The following is a 25,557-nucleotide window of genomic DNA, read 5'->3' on the forward strand; positions in this document are numbered from 1 at the left end:
GCGCAACAGATCGTCCATGAATCGGTCCCCTCAAGGTGCTACGGAACGCTCGCCTCGTATCGATAGCTTGGCCGGCTTCACGGCGACGTTAATTTTACCGTCCGTGCAACTACGGACGGTCCGTCTTATCAAGCAGTCGGAAGCAGCGTGACGTGCGCCGGGCCAGCCCCGGAAGAACAGGTACTTACGCCGGCAAAGCACAAGACCGCGTTCCGCGGGTCGCCTCGATTTGAATGAAATGCGAGCTGGCGGCGGTTAAGCCCGGCGGTCCCGCACGCGTCCAGGTGCGAAGACCAAAACCTGATCGTGCAGCGTGCTGCGATCGGGAGTGGCAATGACGGCGAGATAACCTTAGCGAAAAGTAAAGGCGGCGGAGTTGCCTCCGCCGCCTCCGGACTTGATGGATGTCGCGCTTACGCTTAGCGGAGCAGTTGCAGCACGCTCTGCTGCGACTGGTTGGCCAGCGCCAGCGCGGACACCGCGATCGACTGGCGGGTCGACAGCGCCTGGCTGTTGGCCGCTTCCTCGTTGGTGTCGGCCAGCGTCAGGTTGGACGAACCGGTCTGCAACACGTTGATCAGGTTCTTGGAGAAGTCCTGACGGATCTGCACGATCGACAGGTTCGAACCGAGGGTCGAAGCCTGGGTGCGCAGCAGGCCGCTGGCGTTGTTCAGCGTCTTCAGCGTGGCGTTGGCCGAGGCGTTGTCGACGAAGTCGGTGCCGGCGGTCAGCTTGGTGAGGTTGAGGCCGGAGGCATCGAAGGTCACGCCCTGGATCTTCAGCGTCGAGGAGCCCGTCTCGTTGAAGGTCAGCTTGAGCTGATCGCCATTGAGCAGGTTGATGCCATTGTACGAGGCGTCCTGGGCGGTCGTGGTGATCTGGTCCAGGATGTTGTTGTACTGGTTGACCAGGTTGGCGCGATTCGACAGCCCGTTCGGATCCTGCACCGGAGCGCTGCCGGCGAGGCCGTTGAACAGCTTGCCTGAAGCGGCCGCCGTGCCACCGATCGTGCCGATGGTCGCGGACGCCGCATCGTTGGTGGTGCTGATGGTGAGCGCACCGCTCGCGCTGAGCGAGGCCTGCAGGTTGTTGGCCGACAGGGCGTTGTTCAAGTCGTTGAGGGACTTCACCTGACCTGCGCCGCTGCCGAACGTGATATTGGTGGCCTTGCCGTTGCCGGTCGGGTTGATCGTCAGCGTCAAGCCATCGAGCGGCGACGGCGTCGCCACGGTGCGGGCCTTGGTGGTGGCCGTCAAACCAAAGGCGGCCAGACCCGAACCGGAGATGTTGAGATCCTGGTTGACGCCGGTGCTGATCTGGAGCGCGCCGGCCGACACGGTGGAGGCGGTGGTCGCGCCGGTGATGCCGTCGATCGCGGTGAGCAGGTCGCCGACGGTCAGGTTGCTACCCGCGCCGGTGCCGAGGGTCACGTTGCCGGACGCGTCGGTGGTCGACGTGGTCTGCGAGGTCGAGAAGGTGATCGACTTGCCGTTGACGCTGATCGTGCCGGTCGGGGTCGTCGCCAGGCTATCGGAGTTGGTGGCGCTGACGAGCTTGGTGGCAGCCGTGATCGGCGCGGGCGTCGTGAGGTTGTTGTTGACGGCCGTACCGGCGAGGGTGGCGTTGCTGTAGGTGGCGGTGCCGCGGATATCGTCGTTGGTGGCGCCGGTGATCACGGCGGTCGTCACCTGCGACTTCTGGGAATAACCGACCGCAGCCTGCAAGGCCTGGTTGGCGACCGACTTGGCGCTGTCGACCAGCTTCTGGAGCGAGGTGATGCCGGTGTTGGCGGCCTGCAGCACCTGCACGCCGTTGCCGATGCCGTCGAGCAGGTTGTTGATGTCGCTGGCGCGGTTGTCGAGCGACTGCGCCGTGAAGAAGTTGGTCGGATTGTCGAGCGCAGTGTTGACCTTCTTGCCGGTGGACAAGCGGTTCTGCGTGGTGGCGAGGAGATCGGCGGTCGACTGCAGCGAAAGCAGGTTCTGACGGACCGATGACGAAAGGACGATGCCGGACATACTGGTACCCTTCTGGATGAACACGATTGACGCGACGCCGTAAATTTCACACGGCGATCGGTGCCACACTGGGCCGCCGGCGCTACCCGTTCGTTAAAGCGCCGCTCCGTACAAATACCCAGAATGGCTTGACCGGTGGTTCTACGGGCAACGATCGCAGCCGTTGAACAGAGCCGCGCCGGTCAGCCGCACCGCCATGGTCGCCGCGGCGGATTAGTCTCCGCTTTTGCGTGACTTGCCGCGAGCTCGCGCGAACGCGACGGCGTTTCGTGAGCTGCAACCGCGGCCCATCCGCCGGGCGGCCGCGCACCGACCAGAGTTAATGGAAATCAACAAATGCGGGATAACGCCGCAACCGTATTGTCTCGCGATGCGTGCGGCTCGGATCCAACTCGATCGTCGCACAGGCCGATGCGACGGCGGCCGTCTACCCTCTAAAGGGTATAGGCTTCGCACCACAACCCTTGTGCTATTGGACAGGCAAGCTATGTTCGTTGTCATTCCAAACGCCAAGAGTAGGTGATGCGAGACCGTAGTGCTCCCGCCCTCGGCAGGAGCACCAATGTCTGCGGTATCACGCCCGCCCAATCGTCTGTTGCAAGCGCTTCCCCCCGCGGATTACGTGCAACTCCATCCCCTCCTCGAAACCGTCGATTTGACCAAGGAAGCGGTGCTCGCCGATGCCGGCTCACCGGTGCAGCGGGTCTATTTGCCGCACAGCGGCGTGGTCTCGATGATGATCAATCTGTCCGACGGGCAGTCGGTCGAAATTGCAACCATTGGTCGTGACGGCATCGTCGGTGCCTCCGCCGCGTTGCATGAGCGGCCGCTGCTGGCCGATGCGATCGTCGTGGTGCCGGGCATGGCTTCCATGGTGCGGGCGGAGGATTTCCGCGAGGCCGCGAACCGCAGCGCGGATTTCCGGACCCTGGTCGCTCTCTATGAGCAGGCGCTGATGGCGCAGACGCAGCAATCCGTCGCCTGCAACGTTTCGCATCCGGTGGAGGCACGGTTGTCGCGATGGCTGCTGCGCGCACGCGATTTGTGCGGCAGCGAGGCATTGCCGCTGACCCAGGAGATGCTGGCACAGATGATCGGCGTCCGGCGCAACGCGGTCTCGATCGTGGCGCACGGGTTTCAGCAGGCCGGAATCCTCCGCTACAGCCGAGGTCATATCGAAATTGTCGATATCGACGGGCTGCGCAAGGCGGCGTGCGAATGTTATGCGACGGTCAAGGCGCACACCGAACAATTGATCGGGCCGGAGGATTGAACGGAACACAAACGCGCGTGTCCTGCGATAGGCGTATTCCTATTGGAACCAAGACGTGTTTCCATTGGAACCGAGTCATGCCAGAATAAGTTGCAAGAACGACGGGCTACAAGTCATCGCCCGGTGCCCAGAGACAAACTTTGCCAGCAGGCAGGAGATTGCTTTGGATACGGTTCCGCGATCGCCTAACGGCTTCCTGTCCTCGCTTTCGGCGAGCGATTTCGATCTGATCCGGCCGCATTTGCGGACGGTCGACCTCGCCGCCGATTCGGTCCTGACCGAGACCGACGAAATGCTCAAGCGGACATACATGCCGCACAAGGGCGTGATCTCGCTGGTGGTCAAGCTGGCAAGGGGCGAGCGCGTCCAGGTCGCGATGGTCGGCCGTGACAGCATCTACAGTGCATTCGCCCCGTTCGTCGAAGGGCCGGCGATCAGCGACGCGACGGTGCTGGTGCCTGGCCTCGCCTCGATGGTCGAACTCGGGCCGTTGCGGGCCGCCGCCGGCCAGAGCCCGACGCTTCGCGCGGCGTTGATCCGGCACGGGCTCGCCGTCTACGCCCAGGTCCAGCAGACTGCCGGCTGCAACGCAGCGCACACCGTGGAGTCGCGGCTGGCGCGTTGCCTGTTGCACATGCGCGACCTCTCCGGCGGCAACAAGATCGTCCTGACCCAGGAGGCGATGGCGCAGATGATCGGCGCCCGCCGCAACAGCGTGTCGCTGGTCGCACACACTCTGCAACAGGCGGACTTCATCCATTACAGCCGCGGCCACATCGAGATCACCAATGCGGATGGACTGATCAGAACCGCGTGCGAATGCTACGCCACCGTCAAGGCGAAGTATGCCGGACTGCTGAGTTGTCAGCCGGTCGGCGACTGAGCGTCTTCCGATCCGTTGTTCGGGCTCGATACTGCGAGCCGTACTTCTACGGCGTGGGATTTTCACCGTCGGATAACGCTGAATCCGCACAATCGCGTGGACGCACGGGGGAGCCGATGTTCACGTACCAGACGACCGACCGGAAGGAAGCGAGGCGCTTCCGCATCGCCCAGTTCAACGGCCGGACCGCCACCGTCCGGTCGGCCGGCGCGACGGTCACGGGACGCGTGCGCGCGATCGTCGAGAGCGGATCTGGCGGGATGACGGCATGGGTGGTCACGATCGTTCCGGACCAGCCGAAGGCGCCCGCGATTGCGCGGCACGCGCCGCGGCTGTGCTTCGCCGCGGAAGACGAGCTCTGAGGACTGATATCTCGCGAACCGGGTCGGCGCTCAGGCGGAGTGCAGCAACGCCTTGCGAACGAGGTCCGCGGTGTTGCGCGCACCGAGCTTGCGCATGGCTTCGGCGCGATGGCTCTCGAAGGTGCGCGGGCTGATATTCATGCGCAGCGCGCCCTGCTTGTTGGAATAACCGTCGCTGATCAGGCTGAGCACTTCGCGCTCGCGCTTGGTCAACGGCTTGCGGCCGGCTTCCGGCGCGAACATGATTTCGGGTGACCGGGCGCCTGCCTGCTTGTCCTCACCCGATGGCTTCAGATCGGTTGCCGGAACGGCGTTCGGATAGAGATCGGAAATCTGCTTCAGCATCGCGGAGACCCGTTCGGTCTGCTCGAGCGCGTTCTCGATCACCTGTCGCAGATAGACGCCGTTTCCGGGCGCGTGGGCGAACTGCTGGCTGTGCTGTTTGAGTTCGTTCATGTAGAGCAGCAGCGCGGTGACCGGCCCATTGAACTGGCGGACGATCGTCGCCGTGTCCGCGGGCGCCTGCGCGCGCGGGGCTGCGTGCTGCGTCTCAAGCGGCGGCGTCTCGAGCGGCGCGGTTCCAGCCATCCATGCCGGATGGCGCGCGTCGGCTCGATTGTCATGTTGCGTCATAAGTATGGTTTACCAAAGGTGAACTTGTGGCCGCGTTAACGCGGGACTCCGTAAAACTACGGGTGACGCAACTGTGATCTCGGGCCCCGACCTGCCAAGGAGGCGCAGATTACCGCTGATTTGGCAATGAATCTCGCATATTTGAGTCGAGTTACAGTATTCTTACGGGACAACGGATCGCTTCATCCCGTTAACATCTGGGGTGGAGGATTACCTTCCCGGGGGCGCCATCGGCGCGATCCGCCCCCTGCCTGCCACTTTGAATGACCGGGATTGGCGCCGTCCCCCCGGCGTTCAGGGGCGCCCGATCCGAAGGAATTTCTGCAGGAATCGTCCCGACAGAACGAACCTGAACCACCAGAACGCGATTCGCCGGGTCGACATCGATCATCCCTCCAGGGATCGGATCGGCTTACCGCACGTTGGGGCTTCACGCGTATGAGACGGTTCACATCGGCCCGGTGACGCGCGCGCGGGCGGCTTCGGTCAGGCGAATGTCAATTTACAGGCCCGGCATACGCCAAGATGATCGCCGCGTTTCGACCACCAACAACAGGGGCGCGACGATGAAGCGAAGCGGATCGAAGATGGCGATGGCGGCGCTGACCGCGACGCTGCTGCTCGGCGTCGGCGCGCGAGCCCAGACCGCGCCGGCCAGCAATGCACCGCCGACCGCAGACAATGCCGTCATGATCACGATCTTCTTCAAGCACGATCAGTCACGCCCGCTGAGCGAGCTCAATGCCCAGCTCGAGCGGCAGGGCTTCTACAAGGCATTTCCGCCCGAAGGTGTCGAGGTCGTCAGCTGGTACGTGATGATGGGGATCGGCCAGGTCGTGACACTGCGACTGCCGGCCTCGCGGCTGCGCGAAGTGAATCGCATCATCGAGAACAGCGCCTGGGGCGCCTATCGCACCGAATTCTATCCGACCTACGACTACAAGGCGGTCGGGATCGGCAATCACGACAAGGCCAAGCAATGATCGGTTGCATCGAAGACCAAGCAGCGTCGCAGCCGTGCGATTGCCGGCCCAGCGCCGAGTGGACTGCCCGCGGCCTATGCGTGGGCCCGAGTCCGCACGCTCAGCCGCCTTGCCAGGATGCGCAGATCCTCGCGGCGCCCGCTGCAAAGCAGGCGGCTGAATTCGTCGGGATCGATGCCGTCAGGCGGAAGGTCTGCTGAGTTGCGCGGGACGCGGCGTAGCCAGGTCAATCTGAAGAGACGCTTGAGCATCTTCATGGTTCATTGCCCCGATGAGCGTTTGTGTTAAATCGCGGTCATGCGGATTGGTTCCGTCCATCGTCGCGTCAACGTACGAATTTCCTCCGCAGCCTGTCAGGCGAGCAACAGCTTGCGCTTTCGCACCCGCGCAATGGAGTGTTGCACCGCGGCCTGATCGAGCGATCCTTCCTTCATCGCATCAGCAACCGCCGCGGCGACGCCGGCCATCTCCTGCTCCTGGTCGAGCAGGTTGTTGCCGATGCAGATCATGTCCATGCCGGCGGCGATCGCCTGCAAACTGGCCGCGCGCGTGCCGAGCGCCATCTGCAATCCCTGCATCTGCATGTCGTCGGTGATCAACAGCGTCTCGGGCAGGCGGCGGCGAAGCCGGCCAATCCCCGCCGGCGACAGCGTCATCGGAAGCCGCGCGTCCCACTGGCGGACAATGGCGTGGCTGACCAATACGGCGTCGCCATGGGTGTCCGGCGCGAGCGAATAGAACAGCTCTTCCTGCTCCGGCCGCAGTGCATCGGAAATGTCCATGAACGCGAGATGCGAATCGACGAGCGCACCGCCGATGCCTGGAAAATGCTTCAGGCAAAGGCCGATCCGTGCCTGCCGCGCCGCAGCGTCGACCAGCCGGGCGTTGGCCGCGACTGCGTCGATATCGGACGAATAGGATCGCTTGATCCTGCCGATATTGGGATTGTCGGGATTGTAATCGACGTCGATGGCCGGCGCGAAATTGTAGCGGATGCCGAGCCGGCGCAGCTCGCCATAGCTCGCCGCCAGGATCGCCTGCTTGTCCGCCGGCGCGAGCAGGTTGAAGTCCTTGGCGCTCGGCAGCGGCTGAAAACCCAGGCCGTCCTTGAGCCGGCGCACCAGACCGCCTTCCTGGTCGATGAAGACCAGCGGCCGCGACGGCAGCGCCGAGATCTCGGCGCAAAGCGACTGCACTTGCGCGGGCGATGCGATGTTGTTGTCGTATTGCCTGGTCTGGCACGAGTAATCGAACAGGATCACGCCGCCGAGCCCGAACCGGGCGGCAAACTCCTTCAGCCAGGGCGGGATGCTCTTGCCGTAAAAGCCGAGGATGAAAAGTTCGCCGACGGACATCGCCGCTCGCTATTGGACGCGCATGGAATCAACCCTGCCCCAACGGCATAGCACGCTGCGTCGGCGGTAAGAATATGACGCAGGCTGCGGCTCGACCGCGTTCCCCGCGCTCGCATCACTATGTTAAGACACGCTGGCACGCCTCGATCGCGCATGCCACGCCACAAGAAAATCCGGAAACTGCCCATGACAGCGCCTTACGTCCCGCAAATGGCCCTTTACCGCCAATGGCTGAAGGAGAGCCGCGGCCTTGCGTTTGCGGATTTCGAGGCGATGCGGCGCTGGTCGGTTACCGACATCGACGGCTTCTGGCAGAGCGTCTGGGACTATTTCGACCTGCGCTCGCCGACACCGCATTCGGCGGTGCTGGCGGACCGCAAGATGCCGGGCGCGGTGTGGTTTCCCGGCGCCTCGGTGAACTACGCGCACCAGGTCTTCCGCCACGTCGCGCCGGCGCATGCCGCCGGCCTGCCGGCGCTGATCTCGAGCGGCGAGGACGGCAAGCTTTCGGAGACCAGCTGGCCCGAGCTGCAACGCAAATCGGCGGCGCTTGCGCTGCATCTGAAGGCGAACGGCGTGCGCGCCGGCGACCGCGTTGCCGCGTACTTGCCGAACATCCCCGAGACCATCATCGCGTTTCTCGCGACCGCCAGTCTCGGCGCGATCTGGAGCGTCTGCGCTCCCGACATGGCGGCGCCGGCGGTGATCGATCGCTTCAAGCAGATCGAGCCCAAGGTGCTGATCGCGTGCGACGCCGTGACCTATGCCGGCCGGCGTCATGACCGTCAGGGGGTGATCGAGGAGCTGCGGCGCGCGCTGCCGACGGTCGGGCACGTCATCCTGCACAGCGACGCCGCACCGTCGGAGACACGATTGTCCACCATTCTCGCGGGCCAGAGTGCTGCGATCGACGCCTTCGAGCCGGAATGGCTGCCGTTCGATCACCCGCTCTGGATCGTCTATTCCTCGGGCACCACGGGATTGCCGAAGCCGATCCTGCACAGCCATGGCGGCGTGATCGTCGTGGCGCTGCCGCTCTCGACGCTGCACAACGACATCGGTTGCAGCTACCAGCCGAACTCGTTCGGCGAACGCTTCCACTGGTATTCGTCGACCGGCTGGATCATGTGGAATTGCCAGGCCAACGGCCTGCTCAACGGCACCACCTGCTGCATCTTCGACGGCAGTCCCGGCGGCACCAAGGACAAGCCGGACTGGACCACGCTGTGGCGCTTCGTCGCCGATGCCAAGGCGACCTTCTTCGGCGCCGGCGCGGCGTTCTTCGCCAATTGCACCAAGGCCGGGATCGATCTCGCCGCCGTCGGCGACCTCTCCGGCCTGCGCACGCTCGGCTCGACCGGCTCGCCGCTCTCGGCCGATACGCAGGCCTGGTTCAACCAACGCTTCGCCGCGCTTTCGAAACGCAACGGCAACGCCGCGCAAGCCGAGATATGGTGGGCCAATATTTCCGGCGGCACCGATTTCGCCGGCGCCTTCATCGGTGGCAATCGCGAGCTGCCGCAGACGCCGGGCATCATGCAATGCCGCCTGCTCGGCTGCGCGGTGGAAGCGTTCGACGAACGGGGCTGCGCCGTGATCGACGAGGTCGGTGAGCTCGTCTGCACCGAACCGCTGCCCTCGATGCCGCTACGGTTCTGGAACGACCCCGGCAATGCGCGCTATTTGTCGAGCTATTTCGAGACCTATCCCGACAATTTCGACGGCTCGGGCCGCGGCCCGGTGTGGCGGCATGGCGACTGGCTGAAGATCAACCCCGACGGCTCCTGCGTGATCTATGGCCGCAGCGACGCCACCATCAACCGCCATGGCCTGCGGATGGGCACCAGCGAGCTGTATTCGGCGATCGAGGCGCTGCCGGAGGTGCTGGATTCGATGGTGGTCGACCTCGAATATCTCGGCCGCGACAGCTACATGCCGCTGTTCGTGGTGCTGCGCGAGGGCGTCGTCTTCGATGCTGCGATGAAGGCGAAGATCAACCAGGCGGTCGAGGCCGGGCTGTCGCGCCGCTTCCTGCCCAACGACATCTTCGTGGTGGCGGAGATTCCACGCACGCTGTCCGGCAAGAAGCAGGAGCTGCCGGTCAAGAAGCTGTTGCTCGGCCATCCCGTCGAAAAGGTCATCAACCGCGATGCGATGGCCAACCCCGGATGCCTCGACTGGTATCTCGATTTTGCCAGGAGTTATCTGGGCAAGCAGGCCGGCGCGGCGTGACATCGACGCGCGGCACTCGTGATCAGGATCTGACGACATGTCTTCACCCAGCTACATCGACCCGCTGAACGGCAAGCTCTATCCGCTGGATGTTCCGCGCTGGTGCTCCGACGAGGGCAAGCCGCTGCTCGTCACACCGCTCGGCGGGATCTCCCGCGACGAGATCGAGCGGAGCACGCGCTCGCTGTGGCGCTACCGCGCCGCGCTGCCGGTCGAGATCAAGCAGCCGATCACGATGGGCGAAGGCTGCACCCCTGCGGTCGAGAAGGCGTGGGACGATCTGCGGCCGCATTTCAAACTGGAATGGTTCAACCCGACCGCAAGCTTCAAGGATCGCGGCACCACGGTGATGCTGTCGTTGCTGCGCCAGCTCGGTGTCGACGCGGTGCTGGAAGACTCTTCCGGCAATGGCGGGGCGTCCGTCTCGGCCTATGGCGCGGCCGGCGGGATGCGGGTGAAAATCCTGGCGCCGGCGACGACATCGCCGATGAAGGTTGCGCAAATGCACGCCTTCGGCGCCGAGGTGCAGCTGGTGGAGGGGCCGCGCGAAGAATCCGAGGCGGAAGCGATCCGGCAGTCGAAGCAGATCTTCTATTCCAGCCACAACTGGCAGCCGTTCTTCCTGCAAGGCACCAAGTCGCTGGCCTACGAAATCTGGGAAGACTTCGGCTTCACCGCGCCCGACAACGTCATCATGCCGGTCGGCGCCGGCAGCAGCCTGCTCGGCTGCTATATCGGCTTCAAGGAGCTGCTGGCGGCCGGGCAGATCACGCGGCTGCCGCGGCTGTTTGCCGCGCAACCCCTGAATTGCTCGCCGGTCGATGCCAGCTTTGCCGCCGGCGTCGACACGCCTGTCGATCGCGCGGTGCACAAAACCATCGCCGAAGGCACCGCGATCAAGCATCCGCTGCGCCTGAAGCAGATGATCGCGGCGCTGAAGGAGAGCGGCGGCGGCAGCGTCGCGATCCCCGAGGACGGCATCGTCGCCGCACTGAAGCGGCTCGCGCGCAGCGGCCTGTTCGTCGAACCGACCTCTGCCTCGGCCGCCGCCGCGCTCGACGTCCTGAAGGCACGCGGCGCGATCCGGCCGGCGGAACGCACCGTCGTCATCATCAGCGGCACCGGGATCAAGGCCGCGGGGCTGATCACGGAGTTGCTGGGCAACTAGCCGTCGAAGCCGGCTTCATGCTCCCGCGGCAACGGCGCGCACAGGCGCGGCATGCGCCCGCCCGATATTGTCGAGGAATTGCCGCACGCTTTCGCGCCAGGTGAAGGTCAACGCGTGGGCGCGGCACTTTTCGCGCGGCACCAGCAGCGCGCCGAGTGCCGCGCGGCGCAGATCGTGATCGAGGCAACCGCAGCCGGACTTGCCGATCACGTCGAGCGGCCCCATCACCGGAAACGCCGCGACCGGCACACCGCAGGCCAGCGCCTCGAGCAGCACCATCCCGAACGTATCGGTCAGGCTTGGAAACACCATGACGTCGGCCGACGCATAGACATCGGCGAGCGCCTGCCCGGTCCGCGTGCCGAGAAAATGCACATGCGGATATCGGGCCTGCATGCTGCCGCGCAACGGTCCATCCCCGACCACGACCTTCGAGCCCGGCAGGTCGAGACCGAGAAAGGCGTCGAGGTTCTTCTCGACCGCGACGCGGCCGACATAGAGAAACACCGGCTCCGGGAAGGCGAGCGGCGGCTCTGCGCGGGGACAGAACAGATCGGCATCGACGCCGCGCGACCACGGCATCAGCTTGCGGAAGCCATGCGCCCTCAGCGCCTGCTCGAGCGATGGCGAGCCGACCATGATGCCGTCGCCGCCATTGTGGAAACGACGCAGCGCCGCGTAGCTCCAGCGCAGCGGGACCGGCAGCCGCGCCGCGAGATACTCGGGAAAGCGGGTGTGATAGCTGGTCGTGAACGGATAGCCGCGCGTCTGGCAGACATGCCGGGCGATCCAGCCGATCGGGCCTTCGGTCGCGATATGCACCGAGTCCGGACGCGCCGCGGCGATCGCGCGCGCGATGCGTCCGATCGACGGCAGCGCAAGCCGGATCTCCCGATAGCCGGGCAATGGCACGGTGCGGAAATCGGCCGGCGTCAGAAAAACGATCTCGGCGCCGAGCGACGGCGCTTCGCTCGCGAGATATTCGAGCGAGCGGACCACGCCATTGACCTGCGGCCGCCAGGCGTCGGTCGCCACCAGCACGCGCATCAGGCGACCGCCTCCGCGAGCGGCACGAGATCCGCTCTGTTCGACGCCGGCTGCGGATCCGTCCAGCGGACGATCTCGAACTGCCCGTCATAGCGCTCGATCACGCCGGTGCAGGACTCCACCCAATCCCCGGTATTGATATAGCGGACGCCGAATTCGTCGTGCATCGCCGCATGGTGGATGTGGCCACAGATCACGCCCTGGGCATCACGGCGCCTGGCCTCGGATGACAGCACCTCCTCGAACCGGCCGATGTGGTTGACCGCCTTCTTGACCCGCAATTTCGCCCAGGACGAGAACGACCAATAGCCGAGCCCGAACCGGCGCCTGATCCAGTTCAGCCAGACATTGGAGGCCAGCGCGGCGCGGTAGCCGACATCGCCGACCAGAGCGAGCCATCGCGCATGCCGCACCACGACGTCGAAATCATCGCCGTGAACGACGAGATAGTCGCGACCATCGAGGCCACGATGGATCGCCCGCTCGACAATCTCGATGCCGCCGAACGACGCGCCGGCATAGTCACGCAGGAACTCGTCGTGATTGCCGGGAATGTAGACCAGACGGCGGCTGCGCCGCGCCAGCCCGATCAGCTCGCGCACGACAGCATTGTGCGCCTCGGGCCAGTACCAATTCGAGCGCAGACACCAGCCGTCGACGATGTCGCCGACCAGGAACAGGGTTTCGGCGTCGTAGTGACGAAGGAAATCGATCAGGCGCTCGGCCTGGCATCCCCTGCTCCCGAGATGAATGTCGGAGATGAATAGGCTCCTGACCCTGGTCGTACTGCGCGCCGCGCCGATGCCGATCCGGCCAGCCCGGGCTTGGATATCCCGATCGAGCACGCCGCTGTCGCGCCGAAACGCCGTCGCCACCGCTTCGGCCAATCCGGCGAGAACCGCCGCGACGTCGCGACTGGCGCGGCGCCTGACGATCGAGTGATGCCAGTAGATGCTCCCGACAAGGACCAGCAGCGCGAACTCGGTCGTGCGATGACGTCCGTCGGAGGCCGCGACGCCGAACTGATAGCTCGCCACCAGCACCAGCAATGTCGCGGCGGCACGTTCGAGCGCGTGCGAACTGGGCCACAGGCGGGACAGCATGGGTCTCATGCCCCCTCCTCCAGCGGCACGCGCGCGGGAAGAGCACGCGGCTGCGCGAGATGCCTCGGCGCGAGCGAGCGCTTGTAGAGACGAAATCCGAGGAAGAGCGCAACCTCCACGGCGATCAGAGCGACCACGACCCAGAAACCGAGACTGACCGGATCGTGACCGCTGCCGCGCAGCGCGTAGCCGAGACTGAGGAACGGCATGTTCCAGATCACGGTGCCGATCGCCGTCGCCATCACGAACGCGCGCGGCTCCAGCCGCAGCACGCCGGCGGGCAGCGCCAGATAGATCCGCACCGTGGGCAGGGTCTGGCCGATCAGCGTCACCCAGAAATGATTGCCCCGGTAGGCGTCGGTGAGCTGCCGATAGAGCGACGGTCGCAGCAGCACGAATTTGCCGAAGCGCGCCACCAACCGCTCGATGCGTTGCGAGCCGAGCGTCCGCCCGAGGCCATACCAGCCGATGGCGCCGACGACCGAGCCGGCACTGGTCGCCAGGATGGTCATCGCGAGCGTCGCGCCGTCGGGGACCGTCAGGCCGAGCAGCATCAGCAGCACATAGGACGGCAGCAGCGGGATGAACTTCTCGGCGATGGCGAGGCAGCCGATGCCCGCCAGGCCGAAATGCAGGAACATCGCGATCGTGCTCGACGTGTCCATGGCGTCCCGGTCAGGCGTGAGGATGACGGCGGCTGATCCGGTACACGGACGCCGGAGGCAGGTTGCGGAAGGTTTGCCCGATGCAACTCGCTTGCAGACCGAGCCGATCGAGGATCGCATCCGCGACAGGACAGCGCGGGCCATAGGTGATCTGGTAGAACGCGCCACCAGGGCGGAGATAGCCAAACGCGCCGTCGAGAATGACCGTGACCTTCTCGGGCGGCATCGTGAGCAAGCCGAGTCCGGAGATGACGGCACCGACCGGCGCGCCCTCGAACACCCGCTCCCGGCGCAGCCAGGCTGCATCCATCCACAGCACCCGTGCCCCGGGGAAGCGGCTTTGCAGCAACGGGATGAATTCGGAGCCGCATTCGACCAGCGTCAGATCCTGCTGCCTGATGCCGCGACCAAGCAACGCACGCGTGAACACGCCGGTGCCCGGACCAAGCTCGAGGACCGGACCGGTCTCGGCCGTGATCTCCTGCGCCATCAGGGACGACACCGCGGGCCCCGACGGCGCGACCGCGGCAACCTGCCACGGATTGCGCACCCAGGCGCGGAAGAACGGCAGGATGTCAGCGGCGGCCATGCCGGAGCCTCCTCGCGGTCAGAGCATGTCCGGTCTCGCGCCGGCGGTTCGTTGACAAGGCCATTCAGATGTCTTTCAGGTTGCGGGTATCGACGATCGAGAGCGGAAGGCCCCGCTGGTTGCGCTTTGTCGGAGCGCGGCAAGTCGGCCCGGTCCGACGACATCTGATTCTCACGCCAAGCTTGCGCGAGCCTGTCGTGAATCCATGACGATTGGAAAAAATCGGCCCGCGACATATTCGACGGACGCGTCCGCAAGGTTGCCGCAATGAATGGGACATAAAACCGGCAATCCGAACGACGGGTCGATGCAGGGATGAACACGGAATATGCGGGTGCTGTTGGTGGAGGATCAGCCGGAGATGGTCGCAGCGCTGCGGGCGGCTCTCGCGCGCCACGACATGCTGATCGATCATGCGGCGGATCTGGAGGAAGCCGAGGCGATCGCGGCTGCCGGCAGCTATGATGCGATCGTGCTCGATCGCCAGTTGCCGGATGGCGACGGCCTGTCACTGATTCCGAGACTGCGCGCGAGCGGCAGCACCGTGCCGGTGCTGGTGTTGACCGCACGCGGCGAGCTCGCCGACCGCGTGGCGGGCCTCGACAGCGGCGCCGACGACTATCTCGGCAAGCCGTTTGCGTTCGAGGAGTTGCTGGCACGGTTGCGGGCGCTGCTGCGGCGGCCGGCGAACGTGCAGCAGCATGTCGCGCGGATCGGCCGCCTGTCGTTCGACTTCACGCATCGCGAGGCCCATGTCGACGGCCGGCCGCTGGAGATGCCGCGGCGTGAACGGCTGGTGCTGGAGACGCTGCTGCATCGGATGGGACGCATGGTGCAGCGCTCCGCACTGATGGAGGCGGTCTACGGCCTCGACGACGACGTGCAGCCCAACGCGCTGGACACCCATGTATCGCGCCTGCGCCGCAGGCTGACCGAGGCCGACGCCGGCGTCACCATCAACGGCGTTCGTGGCCTCGGCTATGTGCTGCGGGAGACGCCGTGAGCCTGCTGCGACCACGCTCGCTCACCTGGCGCCTCGTTGGACGCCTCGCGGGCTTGCAGGCGATCACATTGACCCTCCTGATCCTGCTGATCGGAGCGGTTGCGATCGGGCTGCTGCGGGCGGGGCTCTTGATCGGCGAGTATGAAGGCAGCACCCTCGACAGGCTGAGAGACGCCGTCACCCGCGATGCAGCGGGCGGGCTGATGCTGCGCCCAACGCCGGAGCTGGCTGCCCTGCGCGCCGAGCACGCCGACCTCTGGTTCATCATCCGCGACACCGAAGGTCACCAGCTCTCCGAAGGCACGGTGCCGGCGCAATTCGCGCCGATCGCATCGAGCCTCGATCATGTGAGCGAAGCACGGCTCAAATGGAACGCCGCGGAAGCGATGCGACCCGCGGGTCTCGTCAAATGGGTCGATACCTCGGCAGGGCGAATCCAGATCATGACCGGCACCTATGGCGAGCTCTCGATGTGGCGCGCGCTGGAGAGCACGCCGCTGCTGTTCCTCAACATGATCCTGCCGATCGTGGTGCTGATGACGCTGGCGACCTTGGTTGCAACCCCGTTCGTGGTGCGCCGGGCGATGAAGGGCCTTGCCCATGTCGCAGCGCAGGCCGAACGCATCGACATCGACCAGCGCGGCGTGCAACTGCCGCTCGACGAGGTGCCGGTCGAGATCGCGCCGCTGGTCAAGGCGATCAATGCCGCGCTCGATCGCCTCGACAAGGGCTACGAGCGCCACCGTCGCTTCCTTGCCGATGCCGCGCACGAGCTCCGCACCCCGATCGCTATACTGTCAACGCGGGTGGCCTCGCTCGAGCCCGGGCCGGAGAAGACCTATCTGCTCGAGGACGCCACCCGGCTCAGCGTCATGGCCGGCCAGCTGCTGGACCTGCAACGGCTGGATCAGCAGGCCGATACGTTCGCCGCGGTCGATCTCGTCGCCGTCGCGCGGCAGGTCGTGCTCGATCTCGCGCCGCTCGCCTTCGCCGCCGGCTATGAAATGTCGTTCGAGCACGAGCACGAGGCCACCGTGGTGAGCGGCGACCAGACCTCGCTCGAGCGCGCCCTGACCAATCTGGTGCAGAACGCCATCGACCATGGACGGCGGCGCGGCACCATCCTGGTTCGGGTCACGAAGGCCGGCTCGATCGAAGTCTGCGACGATGGCGACGGCATCGCGCCGGAGCAGCGCGAGCAGATCCTCGAGCCGTTCCGGAGGCTACAGCCGGGCGGACGCGGCGCCGGCCTCGGCCTCGATCTCGTGCAAAGCATCATGCGCCTGCATGGTGGCCGCATCGAGGTCGAGCAGGCGCCGTCCGGCGGCGCCTGCATGCGCATGGTGTTCCCGAAGGTTCTGCCGTCCTGTTGATCCGGCGGCCCCAAAGCGCGATGCGATCCGGCTTGATCGTCATCGCGCTCTGCGGATCGCGCCCTAACCCGCCTTGCGCAGCCTCAGAGATTCGTAGAACGCGGTCTCGAAATTGATGTAGCCGATGAACGACGTCGGATCTCCGAAGGGGAGGATCTGCGTCGCCCAATAGCCACCGAAACCGTTCTGCCGATCGATCCAGTAGAACAAATTGGCAAGACCGGCCCAGCCCAGCGCGCCGGCGGGGCGGCCGGTCGGCGCCTGCTCGTCGTTGATCATGAAACTCAGCGCCCAGGACTTCGACTGACCGGGGAAGAACTCGGCATCGTTGGCGAGCGAGGTGATCACGCCGGTGATCGCGGTGACCTTGTTGTTGCCGAGATGGTTCTTCTCGGCCATCCGCACGGTCTCTGCCTTGAGGACCCGGCCATGCTCGCCGGCTCCGTCATTCAGCCACATCCGGATGAAGCGCATGTAGTCGCCGATCGTGCCGTAGAGCCCGTGACCGCCCATGTGGATTTCCGGATTGGCCGGCAGCTCGAAGTCCATCGGCGTCAGCGAGCCGTCGGCGTTGCGGGCATGGATGCCGGCGAGCTTGCGGCGCATCGCATCGGTGAGTTCGAACGTCGTGTCCGTGATCCCAAGTGGTTCGAAGATGCGCGTCTTGAAGACCTCCCCGAGCCGCCTGCCGGTGATGGCCTCGACGATCTGGCCGCACCAGTCCATGTTGGTGCCGTATTCCCAGCGCTCGCCGGGATCGAACAGCAGCGGGGTCATCAGTGCCGCCTTGGACGCCGTGATGACGCTCGGCTGCCCCTTCTCCTGCGCGAGGCGGTTGTAGGTGTGGTTGATGAAGTCGTAGCTCAGGCCTGCGCTATGGACCATCAGCATGCGGGTCGTGATGTCGCGCTTCGGTGCACGCAACACCGGCTCGCCCTTGTCGTCGAAGCCCTCGATCACCTGAAGCTTGCCGATGTCGGGCGCGTAGACTTTGGCTGGCGCGTCGAGATCGAGCTTGCCGTCCTCGACGAGTTGCAGGATCGCGGTGCCCGTGATCGCCTTGGTGGTCGAGAAGATCGCGAACACGCTGTCGGCCGTCATGTCGGCCGGCTGGTCGATCCGGCGTTTGCCCGCGGCGCCTTCATAGATGTTGCGATGCCGGTCGGTGACCATCGCAACGACGCCGGGGACACGCGGATTCGAGGTGACGACACCATCGAGAATCGCATCTGCTGCTGCACTGAAATTCGTGCTCATTGTCTTCCTCCTGTGCTTTGTTGTTGACCTGCGTAGCCCTACTGCATCGCGAACCCCGGATAGCCGCTCGCCGCGACCTCGTCGCATTTCTGCCGATAGGTGCCGACGCCGCCGCAATAGGACAGCACCCGGCGCGGCTTGCCCTCGACGTTCGAGCCGAGATACCAGGAGTTGGTCTTGGCGATCAGCGTCGCGTTGGCGGTCTCATCATGATGCGCCACCCACTGATCCTCGATCTCCCTGGACGGCTCGATGACCTTCAGGTTGTTGCCGCGCATGTACTTGATGCAATCGTCGATCCACTCGACCTGCTGCTGCAGGCAGGTGGTCATGTTGCAGAGCGCGGCCGAAGGCGCGAGCGGTACCGCCGTGGTGAACAGGTTCGGGTAGCCGTGAACCTGCAGCCCCATGGTGGTGCGGATATCCCGGCCCCAGTCCTCCTTCAGCGAGCGGCCGTCGCGGCCGCGAATGTCGATCCGCGTCAAGGCGCCGGTACCGGCATCGAAGCCGGTCGCCAGGATGATGACGTCGAACTCATGCACCGTGCCATCGGCAGTCTGGATGCCTTCGGGAGTGATGCGGGCAATCGGATTGTCCTTGACGCTGACGATCTCGACATTGGGTCGATGGAAGGCTTCCAGGAAATTCGACTCCAACGGGACCCGATGGGTACCGAAGCCGTAATCCGCCGGAATCAGCTGCTCGCACAGTTTGGGATCCTTGATCCGCTCGCGCATCTTTGCGCGCACGAATTCGGTGATCTCGGCGTTGACAGATTCGTCGAAGAACAATTCGGCGAAGGACGACACCCACAGTTTGAGAGATCCGTCGTTCCAGCAATCCTCGACCACCTGGCGACGCTGCTGCGGCGTCAGGTCGGCCCAGGCGTGCTCGAAGTCGAACTCGAAGCCGGTAAACGTCTTCGGCAGTCGTTCGGTGAGAAACTTGAACTTCGACTTGTAGGCCTCAGCGTCCGTCACATCCCATTTCGGGTTCTTCATCGGGATGATGTATTGCGGGGTGCGGATGAACACCTTGAGATGGCCGACCTCGCCGGCGATCGACTGGATCACCTGGATCCCGGTCGCGCCATTGCCGACCACGCCGACGCACTTGCCCGCAAGATCGGTCGGCCCCTTCGGCCAGCGCGCGGTATGGAACAGCTTGCCCTTGAACGTCTCCTGTCCCGGGAAGGAGACGTGCGGGGCCGAAAGCATGCCACAGCAGGTGACCAGGAACTGGGTGTCGATCACCTCGCCCTTGTCCGTCGTGACCTGCCAGCGTTGCGTCGCCTCATCGAAATGCGCGCTCTTGACCGTGGTCTCGAGCTGGATGTCCTTCTTGAGATCGAGGCGGTCAGCCACATAGTTCAGCCAGCGCTCGATTTCCGGCTGTCCCGGAAACCGCTCGCTCCAGCTCCAGCCTTTGTAGAGCTCCTCGGAGAACAGATACTGATAGGTGTGGCCTTCGGAATCGAAGCGCGCGCCGGGATAGCGGTTCCAGTACCAGGTGCCGCCGACGCTTGATCCTGCGTCAATAGCCCTGACGTTCAGGCCCTGCTCGCGCAGGCGGAACAGTTGATAAAGGCCCGCGACGCCGGCGCCGATCACCACGGCGTCGAGTTTGGATGTCGCGTGCGCGCCATTGCTTCCATTGGACATGGTAGCGGTCGCAGTCATGGTTTCCTCCTGTGTGGTGTCTCGCACGCCCTTTCCCATCCGCTGCATCGCAGGATGACGGTGCGTTGCGCCAATTTCGTCGTTGGCGGCATGAACGGGGCCGCCGGGACGCAGGAGAGGCTATGGCCCCCGCAGCATCCGGGGCTTGGATGAAACCGACAATCTCTGGAACGTTGCTGCGAGCGCCGCTCGGCCATTGGTCTCCTTGGCAAACCACGAAAGCGGCCTATTCTACGCGCAGCCGTCCGGCCAAGAAGAAGCCGTCAATCGTGCCGCGAATTCCAGGGAGGAGGCTCGCGCGATGGGCCAGTTGATCACGGTCGAGGAACTGCCGCGCTACGCTCCCGGCGAGTTGAAGCTGGATAGCACGCCGGTTGGCCGCAACGATTTCCGGCTACGGATATTCCGCTATGGGCCATCCGACATCTGGGTCCCGCCGTCGGAGAACTATCTCATCGTGATCTATCGCGACGGCACCACGTCGATGAACCGCCGCGTCACCGGTGCGTGGAAGCAGGATCATGTCGGCCGCGGGGTCACGACGCTCTTGACGCGCGCTGAGCCCTCGAACTGGCGCTGGCAGCACGATATCGAAGTCAGCCATTTCTACATTTCGCCGACGCTGATGACGAAGACCGCGAGCGAAGCCTTCGACCGTGACGCCGAAACGGTCGAACTTCACGACCTGCTCAAGGTCGAGGATCCGATGCTGAGCTGGATCAACGATCAGATGGTTCAGGAGGTCGCCGCGGGCGGTCCCGGTGGCCGCCTCTGCTACGATGCACTGGCGCTGCAAGCCAGCGTGCACATCCTGCGCAAATACGCCGCAATCGAATTCAAGATGCCCTGTGCGCAGGGGCGCTTCAGGCCGGCCCATGCGCGACTGATCGAGGACTATGTCGAGCAGAACATCTTCCGGAACATCACGCTGGAGGAGCTCGCCAACATCTGCAACTGCACGCCGGTGCAGTTCGCGCGGAAATTCCGCGTGCATTACGGCATGCGGCCGCACGCTTATGTGCTGCGGCGCAAGGTCGAGCATGCCTGCCAGCATCTGCGCAAAGATCGCGTGGCGCTGAAGGAGATCGCGTTGCTCGCCGGCTTCGCCGACCAGAGCCACCTCAATCGCGTATTCCGGCAGCACATGAACGTGACGCCGGCGGAGTACCGCCGGCAGGTCTGCGAGACCAAGCACGAGGCGTGAGAGCAAACCGCGCGCTACACGGGCGGCGGATTGATCCGCGCAAAACCCTCCTGGATCCGGTAAGGATAGTAAGGATAGGCCGGCATCACCGCGCTTGCCTTGTCGAGACGCGCGATCTGCTCCGGCGTCAGCGACCATCCGACTGCGCCGAGATTGTCGCGCAGCTGCGCTTCGTCGCGCGCACCGATGATGACGGACGACACGCTCGGCCGCGTGAGCAGCCAGGCAATGGCAATCTGCGGCACGGTGCGGCCGGTCTCCGCGGCCACAACGTCCAGCGCGTCGACGATCGCATAGAGTCTCTCGTCGTCGACCGCCGGCCCGAACTGCGCGGTCTCGTGCAGGCGGCTGTTCTCCGGCAGCGGCTGGCCGCGCCTGACCTTGCCGGTGAGGCGTCCCCAGCCGAGCGGACTCCAGACCAGCGCGCCGACGCCTTGGTCGAGCGCGAGTGGCATCAGTTCGGATTCATAGTCGCGGCCGACCAGCGAATAATACACCTGATGCGCCACATGGCGCGGCCAGCCGTGCCGTTCGGCGGTCGCCAGCGACTTCATCAAATGCCAGCCGGAGAAATTCGAGGCGCCGACATAGCGCAGCTTGCCGGCGCGCACCAGCGTGTCGAGCGTCGACAGCACCTCGTCGACCGGCGTGAAAGCGTCGAAGGCATGGAGCTGCAACAGGTCGATGTAGTCGGTGCCGAGCCGACGCAACGCAGCGTCGACCGCGGCGACCAGGCGATGGCGCGAGGTGCCGGCATCGAGCGGACCATCGCCCATCGGCAGCCCGGTCTTGGTCGAGATCAGGACCTTGTCGCGCCGACCCTTGATCGCGGCGCCGAGGATCTCCTCCGAGGCGCCGTTCGAATAGACGTCGGCAGTGTCGAACAGGTTGACGCCGGCCTCCATGCAGATGTCGATCAGCCGCCGCGCCTCGCTGGCGTCGCTGCGGCCCCAGGCCGAGAACAAAGGCCCCTGGCCGCCGAACGTGCCGGTGCCGAAGCTGAGCACGGGTACTTTCAAACCCGACGAGCCGAGATTGCGATAGTCCATGGTCGTACTCCTTGTGATGCTGATCATTCTGCCGGGCACTGCGTGGCCAGCACGGCGGGCCGATCAAGCCGCAGGCTCCACAGTGCGAGCAGCAGCCCGATCGCGGTGATGACGGCGGCAACCAGCGGCAGCACGCCGAGGCCAAGACCACGATCGATGGTGACGCCGCCGGCCCAGGCCCCGAGCGCATTGCCGAGATTGAAGGCTGCGATGTTCAGGCTGGACGCCAGCGTCCGGCCTTCCACGCCGGCGGCTTCGAGCACGCGAAGCTGCAACGGCGCGACGGTTGCGAACGCGGCGATGCCGAGCACGAACAGCAGCACGACCACCAATGCCTTGATCGAGATCACCGCCGCCAGCGCGACGAGGACGGCGGCGAGACCGCCAAGCGACACCAGCAACGCGCGCGCAACGCCCTTGTCGGCGAGCCGGCCGCCGGCGACATTGCCGATCGCAAGGCCGGCCCCGAACACCAGCAGGATCGGAGACACCGCCGCATCGGAGAATCCGGTGAGCCGGGTCAGGATCGGCTGCACATAGGTGAAGACCGCGAACAGGCCGCCGAAGCCGAACACCGTCATGGCGAGCCCGAGCAGGACCTGCGGGCGGCCGAGCACGGCAAGCTCTTCACGCAACTGCGCCGGCTTGTCGTTGGCGCCGACATGGCCGGGGACCAGCGCCGCCAGCACGATGAACGCGATCACGCCGATCGCCGCCACCGCCCAGAACGCCGCGCGCCAACCCAGCATCAGGCCGAACCAGGCGCCGAACGGAACGCCGAGCAGGGTCGCGACCGTGAGGCCGATGAACATCGTGGCGATCGCCGACGCCTTCTTGTCCTCCGGGACGAGGCTCGTCGCGACCACCGAACCGACGCCGAAGAAGGTGCCGTGCGCCAGCGAGGTCAGGATGCGCGCCGCCATCAGGAGCTCGTAGTTTGGCGCCAGCGCGCAGGCCGCGTTGCCGAGCGTGAAGATCGCCATCAGCGCCAGCAGCACCGCCTTGCGCGGCATTTTGCGCGTCCCGAGGGTGAGGATCGGCGCGCCGACGAACACGCCGAGCGCATAGCCGGAGATCAACAGGCCCGCCGCGGAGACCGACACATGCATGTCGGCGGCGACCTGCAGCAACAGCCCCATGATGAGGAATTCGGTGGTGCCGATGCCAAAGGCACCGGCGGTCAGGGCAAGAACTGCGAGAGGCATCTGTCGCTCCGGAGGGTGAGGATTCCGCAATGCGAGATAGCGGTCCGGGCGAGGAAGGATTAGAATGGCCGCAAGCCAATCATTTGTGACTTGAAATCAACATGGCTCGCACAGACACCAACCGCTCCGGCGAAATGGACGTCTTCGTCCGCGTCGTCGATCTCGGCGGCTTCACGGCCGCCGCGAACAGCCTGCGGCAGACGCCATCCGGCGTCAGCAAGCTGGTGTCCCGTCTGGAAACGCGGCTCGGCACAAGGCTGGTCAACCGCACCACGCGCAAGCTGCAGCTCACCGAGGAGGGCCAGGCGTTCTACCAGCGTGCGCAACGCATCCTCGCCGACATCGACGAGGCCGAGCGCGAGGCCGCCTCCTGCGTGCCGCGCGGCCATCTCACCGTGAACAGCAACATCCCGTTCGGCATGCTGCATGTGATGCCGCTCTTGCCGCGCTTCATGCGCGAGCACCCCGACATCACGGTCGACATCGTGCTGACCGACACGCTGGTCGACCTGATGCAGGCGCGCGCCGATGTCGCGATCCGCGCCGGGCCGCTCGGCGCCTCACGGCTGATCGCGCGTAAGCTCGGCACCAGCCGGATGGCGGTGGTCGCTGCACCATCCTATCTCGCCCGCCACGGCATTCCGAAGACGCCGGCCGACCTCGCCGCGCATCGCGGCATCGGCTGGACCTTTCCGCGCAGCATCCGCGGCTGGCCGTTCCGCCGCGCCGAAAAGATCGAGGAGACGTTGCCGCCGCCGGTCGCCCGCGCCAGCGACGGCGAGACCGCGCGCCAACTCACGCTTGGCGGCATCGGCGTGGCGCGGCTGGCATTGTTTCATATCGGTCCCGACATCGAGGCCGGCCGTCTGGTGCCGGTGTTGCAGAACCTGAATCCGGGCGACCGCGAGGACATCCACGCTGTCTATGTCGGCCACGCCGGCCCGCTGCCGGCGCGGGTGCGCGCCTTCATCGATTTCCTCGCACAGCACATCCGCATCGGCGACCCGGCGCTGCGGCGTGGCGCCGATGGAAAATGGAAGATCGTGGACGACAAGTGAGCGTGCGATGACGAACGATCCCATGCCCTTGCAGCCCGTGACCGAGTCGATCCGCATCGCCGCGGAACCAAAGCAGGTGTGGGATGCGATCATGGCTCCCGATGCGGACGAGACATGGCGCAACGCTCACTTCAGAACGGATTGGCAGATCGGCGCGCCGATCGAGATCGAGGCGGAGATCGGCGCCAAGCGTTATCACGACAAGGGCCACGTTCTCCGCGTCCAACCGCCAATGCTGCTCGAATTCTCCTATTGGTCGCAGGTCTCCGGCCTGCCGGACGTTCCGCAATGCTATGCGACGGTCACGATGACGCTCGCGGCTGACGGTGGCGAGACGGTGCTGACAGTCGCCCAGCAGGTGCCGCCGTCCCCGATCCGCCGCGGGAACGGATGGGAAATCGGCGCCGACTCCGGCGCCAGGCATGTCGCGTTCTACTGGCGCATGGCGCTGCCGCGCCTGAAGCAGGCCGTCGAGCAAAGGCACTGCGCGCGATGACCTGCCTTGAGAACGTTACGTCCTCTTCAGCAGATAGAGGTTCGTGATGTAGGGAAACACCACCTCGTCCGCGTCACCGAGACCGGCCTGACGCAGGATGTCGTCGGTCTTCTGGCGAAGCACCGCCTTCTCGCTGTCGGGAAGATTGGCGACATAGCTCGTCGAGGCGACCCGCTCGAAGACATCCCGGCGCGCCATCCGGTGCGGATGGTCCTGCACGATCTCCTTCTCGAGCACGAAGCGCGGATCGCTCAGGACCCAGCGCCAGCGTCCCGTCCGTTGCCGCGGCGTGTCTCCCGCATAGCCTTCGATCATGACCGACAACGCGTCAACCCATGGTGTACGATCATCCCGGTTGTTCCAGACCAGCGCCAGCGTGCCGCCGGGATGCAGCAGCCGCGCGATCTCGGCGACCGAGGCCTCGTTGTCGAACCAGTGGAATGCCTGGGCACAGGTGACGAGATCGACGCTGCCGGTCTCGAGCGCGATCGCATCGGCGCGGCTGTTGATGACCTCGATTCCGGCCTCGGTCGCGAGCTTCGCCGACATCTCGGCGACGGGCTCGACGGCGATCAGGCGGGCCGTCTCGGACAGATGCCGTAGCAACAGGCGGGTGAACTTGCCGGTTCCGGCACCGAGATCGACGATGCAATGCGCCGTCGCGAGCGGCAGCGCGGCGACGATCTCCGCCGGATAGCTCGGCCGTCCCGCCTCATAGGCGCCGACCGCGCCGCGATAGTTCAGCGCCGTGGGATTCAGTGTCATTGGCTTCTCCTGCACACCCTGCTGTTCGCACGAAGCTATAGAGCAGCACCCGCGAACACGGGAAGGGCACGCCGATTCAAAATTCGCTGAGCACGCGCATTTTGCGGGCATTTTGTTCCGGCATGTTCCGGCATGGCAGCCGTACACGCAGATGTTG

At 65.2% G+C, this 25,557-nt stretch carries 24 protein-coding genes; 11 read left to right on the top strand and 13 right to left on the bottom strand.

Features of this window, described 5'->3' with window-relative positions; translation table 11 throughout:
- Positions 1-419: 419 nt before the first annotated feature.
- Entirely contained in the window at positions 420-2,018 is a 1,599-nt protein-coding gene (locus B2W55_RS01185) for a flagellin (protein ID WP_024583324.1), read from the bottom strand.
- Between the two features lie 535 nt (positions 2,019-2,553).
- Here B2W55_RS01185 and B2W55_RS01190 point away from each other — a divergent pair.
- The 3 genes from B2W55_RS01190 to B2W55_RS01200 all read left to right on the top strand — a co-directional run bounded on the left by B2W55_RS01190 (position 2,554) and on the right by B2W55_RS01200 (position 4,536).
- The gene (locus B2W55_RS01190) at positions 2,554-3,291 is read left to right on the top strand and encodes a Crp/Fnr family transcriptional regulator (RefSeq protein WP_311538847.1); all 738 of its coding nucleotides are present in this window, start codon (positions 2,554-2,556) and stop codon (positions 3,289-3,291) included.
- Between the two features lie 163 nt (positions 3,292-3,454).
- Positions 3,455-4,174: a Crp/Fnr family transcriptional regulator gene (locus B2W55_RS01195; RefSeq protein ID WP_024583322.1), complete on the top strand. Its 720-nt coding sequence runs from the start codon at positions 3,455-3,457 to the stop codon at positions 4,172-4,174.
- Positions 4,175-4,290: 116 nt separating this feature from the next.
- The gene (locus B2W55_RS01200) at positions 4,291-4,536 is read left to right on the top strand and encodes a hypothetical protein (RefSeq protein ID WP_024583321.1); all 246 of its coding nucleotides are present in this window, start codon (positions 4,291-4,293) and stop codon (positions 4,534-4,536) included.
- Positions 4,537-4,566: 30 nt separating this feature from the next.
- Here B2W55_RS01200 and B2W55_RS01205 read toward each other — a convergent pair whose 3' ends face one another.
- Positions 4,567-5,124, bottom strand: a complete 558-nt coding sequence (locus B2W55_RS01205; protein WP_244442282.1) for a helix-turn-helix domain-containing protein — start codon at positions 5,122-5,124, stop codon at positions 4,567-4,569.
- A gap of 611 nt (positions 5,125-5,735) precedes the next feature.
- On the opposite strand from B2W55_RS01205, the gene B2W55_RS01210 reads away from it, so the two are divergent.
- Positions 5,736-6,152: a hypothetical protein gene (locus tag B2W55_RS01210; RefSeq protein WP_024583319.1), complete on the top strand. Its 417-nt coding sequence runs from the start codon at positions 5,736-5,738 to the stop codon at positions 6,150-6,152.
- A gap of 74 nt (positions 6,153-6,226) precedes the next feature.
- Here B2W55_RS01210 and B2W55_RS01215 read toward each other — a convergent pair whose 3' ends face one another.
- Both B2W55_RS01215 and B2W55_RS01220 read right to left on the bottom strand, forming a co-directional pair.
- Positions 6,227-6,409 carry a hypothetical protein gene (locus B2W55_RS01215; RefSeq protein WP_024583318.1) on the bottom strand — a complete coding sequence of 61 codons (183 nt, stop codon included), beginning with the start codon at positions 6,407-6,409 and terminating at the stop codon, positions 6,227-6,229.
- Between the two features lie 96 nt (positions 6,410-6,505).
- Positions 6,506-7,507: a glycoside hydrolase family 3 N-terminal domain-containing protein gene (locus B2W55_RS01220; protein ID WP_024583317.1), complete on the bottom strand. Its 1,002-nt coding sequence runs from the start codon at positions 7,505-7,507 to the stop codon at positions 6,506-6,508.
- A 186-nt stretch (positions 7,508-7,693) separates the two neighbouring features.
- On the opposite strand from B2W55_RS01220, the gene B2W55_RS01225 reads away from it, so the two are divergent.
- Positions 7,694-9,739, top strand: coding sequence for an acetoacetate--CoA ligase (locus B2W55_RS01225; protein ID WP_024583316.1), 2,046 nt, complete (start codon positions 7,694-7,696; stop codon positions 9,737-9,739).
- A 37-nt stretch (positions 9,740-9,776) separates the two neighbouring features.
- A complete protein-coding gene (locus tag B2W55_RS01230; RefSeq protein WP_024583315.1) occupies positions 9,777-10,907 on the top strand; it encodes a threonine synthase in 1,131 nt (376 codons plus the stop codon).
- A gap of 15 nt (positions 10,908-10,922) precedes the next feature.
- Here the strand turns inward: B2W55_RS01230 and B2W55_RS01235 are convergent, their stop codons facing one another.
- The 4 genes from B2W55_RS01235 to B2W55_RS01250 form a co-directional block, all read right to left on the bottom strand.
- Positions 10,923-11,954, bottom strand: a complete 1,032-nt coding sequence (locus B2W55_RS01235; RefSeq protein ID WP_024583314.1) for a glycosyltransferase family 4 protein — start codon at positions 11,952-11,954, stop codon at positions 10,923-10,925.
- Positions 11,954-12,763 carry a UDP-2,3-diacylglucosamine diphosphatase gene (locus B2W55_RS01240; RefSeq protein ID WP_371412431.1) on the bottom strand — a complete coding sequence of 270 codons (810 nt, stop codon included), beginning with the start codon at positions 12,761-12,763 and terminating at the stop codon, positions 11,954-11,956. The genes B2W55_RS01235 and B2W55_RS01240 overlap by 1 nt, the downstream gene beginning before the upstream one ends.
- A 299-nt stretch (positions 12,764-13,062) precedes the next feature.
- Complete coding sequence (locus tag B2W55_RS01245; protein ID WP_024583312.1) at positions 13,063-13,722, bottom strand: DedA family protein; 660 nt, start codon at positions 13,720-13,722, stop codon at positions 13,063-13,065.
- Positions 13,723-13,732: 10 nt separating this feature from the next.
- Positions 13,733-14,311 carry a class I SAM-dependent methyltransferase gene (locus tag B2W55_RS01250; protein ID WP_024583311.1) on the bottom strand — a complete coding sequence of 193 codons (579 nt, stop codon included), beginning with the start codon at positions 14,309-14,311 and terminating at the stop codon, positions 13,733-13,735.
- 328 nt (positions 14,312-14,639) lie between these two features.
- Here B2W55_RS01250 and B2W55_RS01255 point away from each other — a divergent pair, with 328 nt between their 5' ends.
- A complete protein-coding gene (locus tag B2W55_RS01255) occupies positions 14,640-15,314 on the top strand; it encodes a response regulator transcription factor (protein WP_024583310.1) in 675 nt (224 codons plus the stop codon).
- Positions 15,315-15,319: 5 nt separating this feature from the next.
- Positions 15,320-16,687, top strand: coding sequence for a sensor histidine kinase (locus B2W55_RS01260; protein WP_024583309.1), 1,368 nt, complete (start codon positions 15,320-15,322; stop codon positions 16,685-16,687).
- Positions 16,688-16,750: 63 nt separating this feature from the next.
- Here the strand turns inward: B2W55_RS01260 and B2W55_RS01265 are convergent, their stop codons facing one another.
- On the bottom strand, positions 16,751-17,944 hold the full coding sequence (locus tag B2W55_RS01265; RefSeq protein ID WP_024583308.1) for a serine hydrolase domain-containing protein: 1,194 nt from the start codon (positions 17,942-17,944) through the stop codon (positions 16,751-16,753).
- Between the two features lie 38 nt (positions 17,945-17,982).
- Positions 17,983-19,623 (bottom strand): flavin-containing monooxygenase, encoded by a 1,641-nt coding sequence (locus B2W55_RS01270; RefSeq protein WP_024583307.1) that lies wholly within the window; start codon positions 19,621-19,623, stop codon positions 17,983-17,985.
- A 301-nt stretch (positions 19,624-19,924) separates the two neighbouring features.
- Between B2W55_RS01270 and B2W55_RS01275 the strand changes: the two genes are divergently transcribed.
- The gene (locus B2W55_RS01275; RefSeq protein ID WP_024583306.1) at positions 19,925-20,827 is read left to right on the top strand and encodes a helix-turn-helix transcriptional regulator; all 903 of its coding nucleotides are present in this window, start codon (positions 19,925-19,927) and stop codon (positions 20,825-20,827) included.
- 14 nt (positions 20,828-20,841) lie between these two features.
- Here B2W55_RS01275 and B2W55_RS01280 read toward each other — a convergent pair whose 3' ends face one another.
- Both B2W55_RS01280 and B2W55_RS01285 read right to left on the bottom strand, forming a co-directional pair.
- Positions 20,842-21,876: an aldo/keto reductase gene (locus tag B2W55_RS01280; protein ID WP_024583305.1), complete on the bottom strand. Its 1,035-nt coding sequence runs from the start codon at positions 21,874-21,876 to the stop codon at positions 20,842-20,844.
- A 23-nt stretch (positions 21,877-21,899) separates the two neighbouring features.
- Positions 21,900-23,081: an MFS transporter gene (locus B2W55_RS01285; RefSeq protein ID WP_024583304.1), complete on the bottom strand. Its 1,182-nt coding sequence runs from the start codon at positions 23,079-23,081 to the stop codon at positions 21,900-21,902.
- Positions 23,082-23,182: 101 nt separating this feature from the next.
- Between B2W55_RS01285 and B2W55_RS01290 the strand changes: the two genes are divergently transcribed.
- Both B2W55_RS01290 and B2W55_RS01295 read left to right on the top strand, forming a co-directional pair.
- Positions 23,183-24,139, top strand: a complete 957-nt coding sequence (locus B2W55_RS01290) for a LysR family transcriptional regulator (RefSeq protein WP_024583303.1) — start codon at positions 23,183-23,185, stop codon at positions 24,137-24,139.
- A 7-nt stretch (positions 24,140-24,146) separates the two neighbouring features.
- Complete coding sequence (locus B2W55_RS01295) at positions 24,147-24,635, top strand: SRPBCC domain-containing protein (RefSeq protein ID WP_024583302.1); 489 nt, start codon at positions 24,147-24,149, stop codon at positions 24,633-24,635.
- 15 nt (positions 24,636-24,650) lie between these two features.
- Here B2W55_RS01295 and B2W55_RS01300 read toward each other — a convergent pair whose 3' ends face one another.
- Complete coding sequence (locus tag B2W55_RS01300; protein WP_024583301.1) at positions 24,651-25,400, bottom strand: class I SAM-dependent methyltransferase; 750 nt, start codon at positions 25,398-25,400, stop codon at positions 24,651-24,653.
- Positions 25,401-25,557 lie beyond the last annotated feature (157 nt).

The sequence above is a fragment of the Bradyrhizobium sp. UBA2491 genome, from assembly GCF_002341725.1.
Lineage (GTDB): Bacteria > Pseudomonadota > Alphaproteobacteria > Rhizobiales > Xanthobacteraceae > Bradyrhizobium.

Excerpts from the sequence above, each read along its gene's own strand:
- B2W55_RS01185 (WP_024583324.1), bottom strand. The coding sequence starts at position 2,018 with ATGTCCGGCATCGTCCTTTCGTCATCGGTCCGTCAGAACCTGCTTTCG.
- B2W55_RS01200 (WP_024583321.1), top strand. The coding sequence starts at position 4,291 with ATGTTCACGTACCAGACGACCGACCGGAAGGAAGCGAGGCGCTTCCGC.
- B2W55_RS01205 (WP_244442282.1), bottom strand. The coding sequence starts at position 5,124 with ATGGCTGGAACCGCGCCGCTCGAGACGCCGCCGCTTGAGACGCAGCAC.
- B2W55_RS01210 (WP_024583319.1), top strand. The coding sequence starts at position 5,736 with ATGAAGCGAAGCGGATCGAAGATGGCGATGGCGGCGCTGACCGCGACG.
- B2W55_RS01215 (WP_024583318.1), bottom strand. The coding sequence starts at position 6,409 with ATGAAGATGCTCAAGCGTCTCTTCAGATTGACCTGGCTACGCCGCGTC.
- B2W55_RS01220 (WP_024583317.1), bottom strand. The coding sequence starts at position 7,507 with ATGTCCGTCGGCGAACTTTTCATCCTCGGCTTTTACGGCAAGAGCATC.
- B2W55_RS01225 (WP_024583316.1), top strand. The coding sequence starts at position 7,694 with ATGACAGCGCCTTACGTCCCGCAAATGGCCCTTTACCGCCAATGGCTG.
- B2W55_RS01230 (WP_024583315.1), top strand. The coding sequence starts at position 9,777 with ATGTCTTCACCCAGCTACATCGACCCGCTGAACGGCAAGCTCTATCCG.
- B2W55_RS01235 (WP_024583314.1), bottom strand. The coding sequence starts at position 11,954 with ATGCGCGTGCTGGTGGCGACCGACGCCTGGCGGCCGCAGGTCAATGGC.
- B2W55_RS01245 (WP_024583312.1), bottom strand. The coding sequence starts at position 13,722 with ATGGACACGTCGAGCACGATCGCGATGTTCCTGCATTTCGGCCTGGCG.
- B2W55_RS01250 (WP_024583311.1), bottom strand. The coding sequence starts at position 14,311 with ATGGCCGCCGCTGACATCCTGCCGTTCTTCCGCGCCTGGGTGCGCAAT.
- B2W55_RS01255 (WP_024583310.1), top strand. The coding sequence starts at position 14,640 with ATGCGGGTGCTGTTGGTGGAGGATCAGCCGGAGATGGTCGCAGCGCTG.
- B2W55_RS01265 (WP_024583308.1), bottom strand. The coding sequence starts at position 17,944 with ATGAGCACGAATTTCAGTGCAGCAGCAGATGCGATTCTCGATGGTGTC.
- B2W55_RS01270 (WP_024583307.1), bottom strand. The coding sequence starts at position 19,623 with ATGACTGCGACCGCTACCATGTCCAATGGAAGCAATGGCGCGCACGCG.
- B2W55_RS01275 (WP_024583306.1), top strand. The coding sequence starts at position 19,925 with ATGGGCCAGTTGATCACGGTCGAGGAACTGCCGCGCTACGCTCCCGGC.
- B2W55_RS01280 (WP_024583305.1), bottom strand. The coding sequence starts at position 21,876 with ATGGACTATCGCAATCTCGGCTCGTCGGGTTTGAAAGTACCCGTGCTC.
- B2W55_RS01285 (WP_024583304.1), bottom strand. The coding sequence starts at position 23,081 with ATGCCTCTCGCAGTTCTTGCCCTGACCGCCGGTGCCTTTGGCATCGGC.
- B2W55_RS01290 (WP_024583303.1), top strand. The coding sequence starts at position 23,183 with ATGGCTCGCACAGACACCAACCGCTCCGGCGAAATGGACGTCTTCGTC.
- B2W55_RS01295 (WP_024583302.1), top strand. The coding sequence starts at position 24,147 with ATGACGAACGATCCCATGCCCTTGCAGCCCGTGACCGAGTCGATCCGC.
- B2W55_RS01300 (WP_024583301.1), bottom strand. The coding sequence starts at position 25,400 with ATGACACTGAATCCCACGGCGCTGAACTATCGCGGCGCGGTCGGCGCC.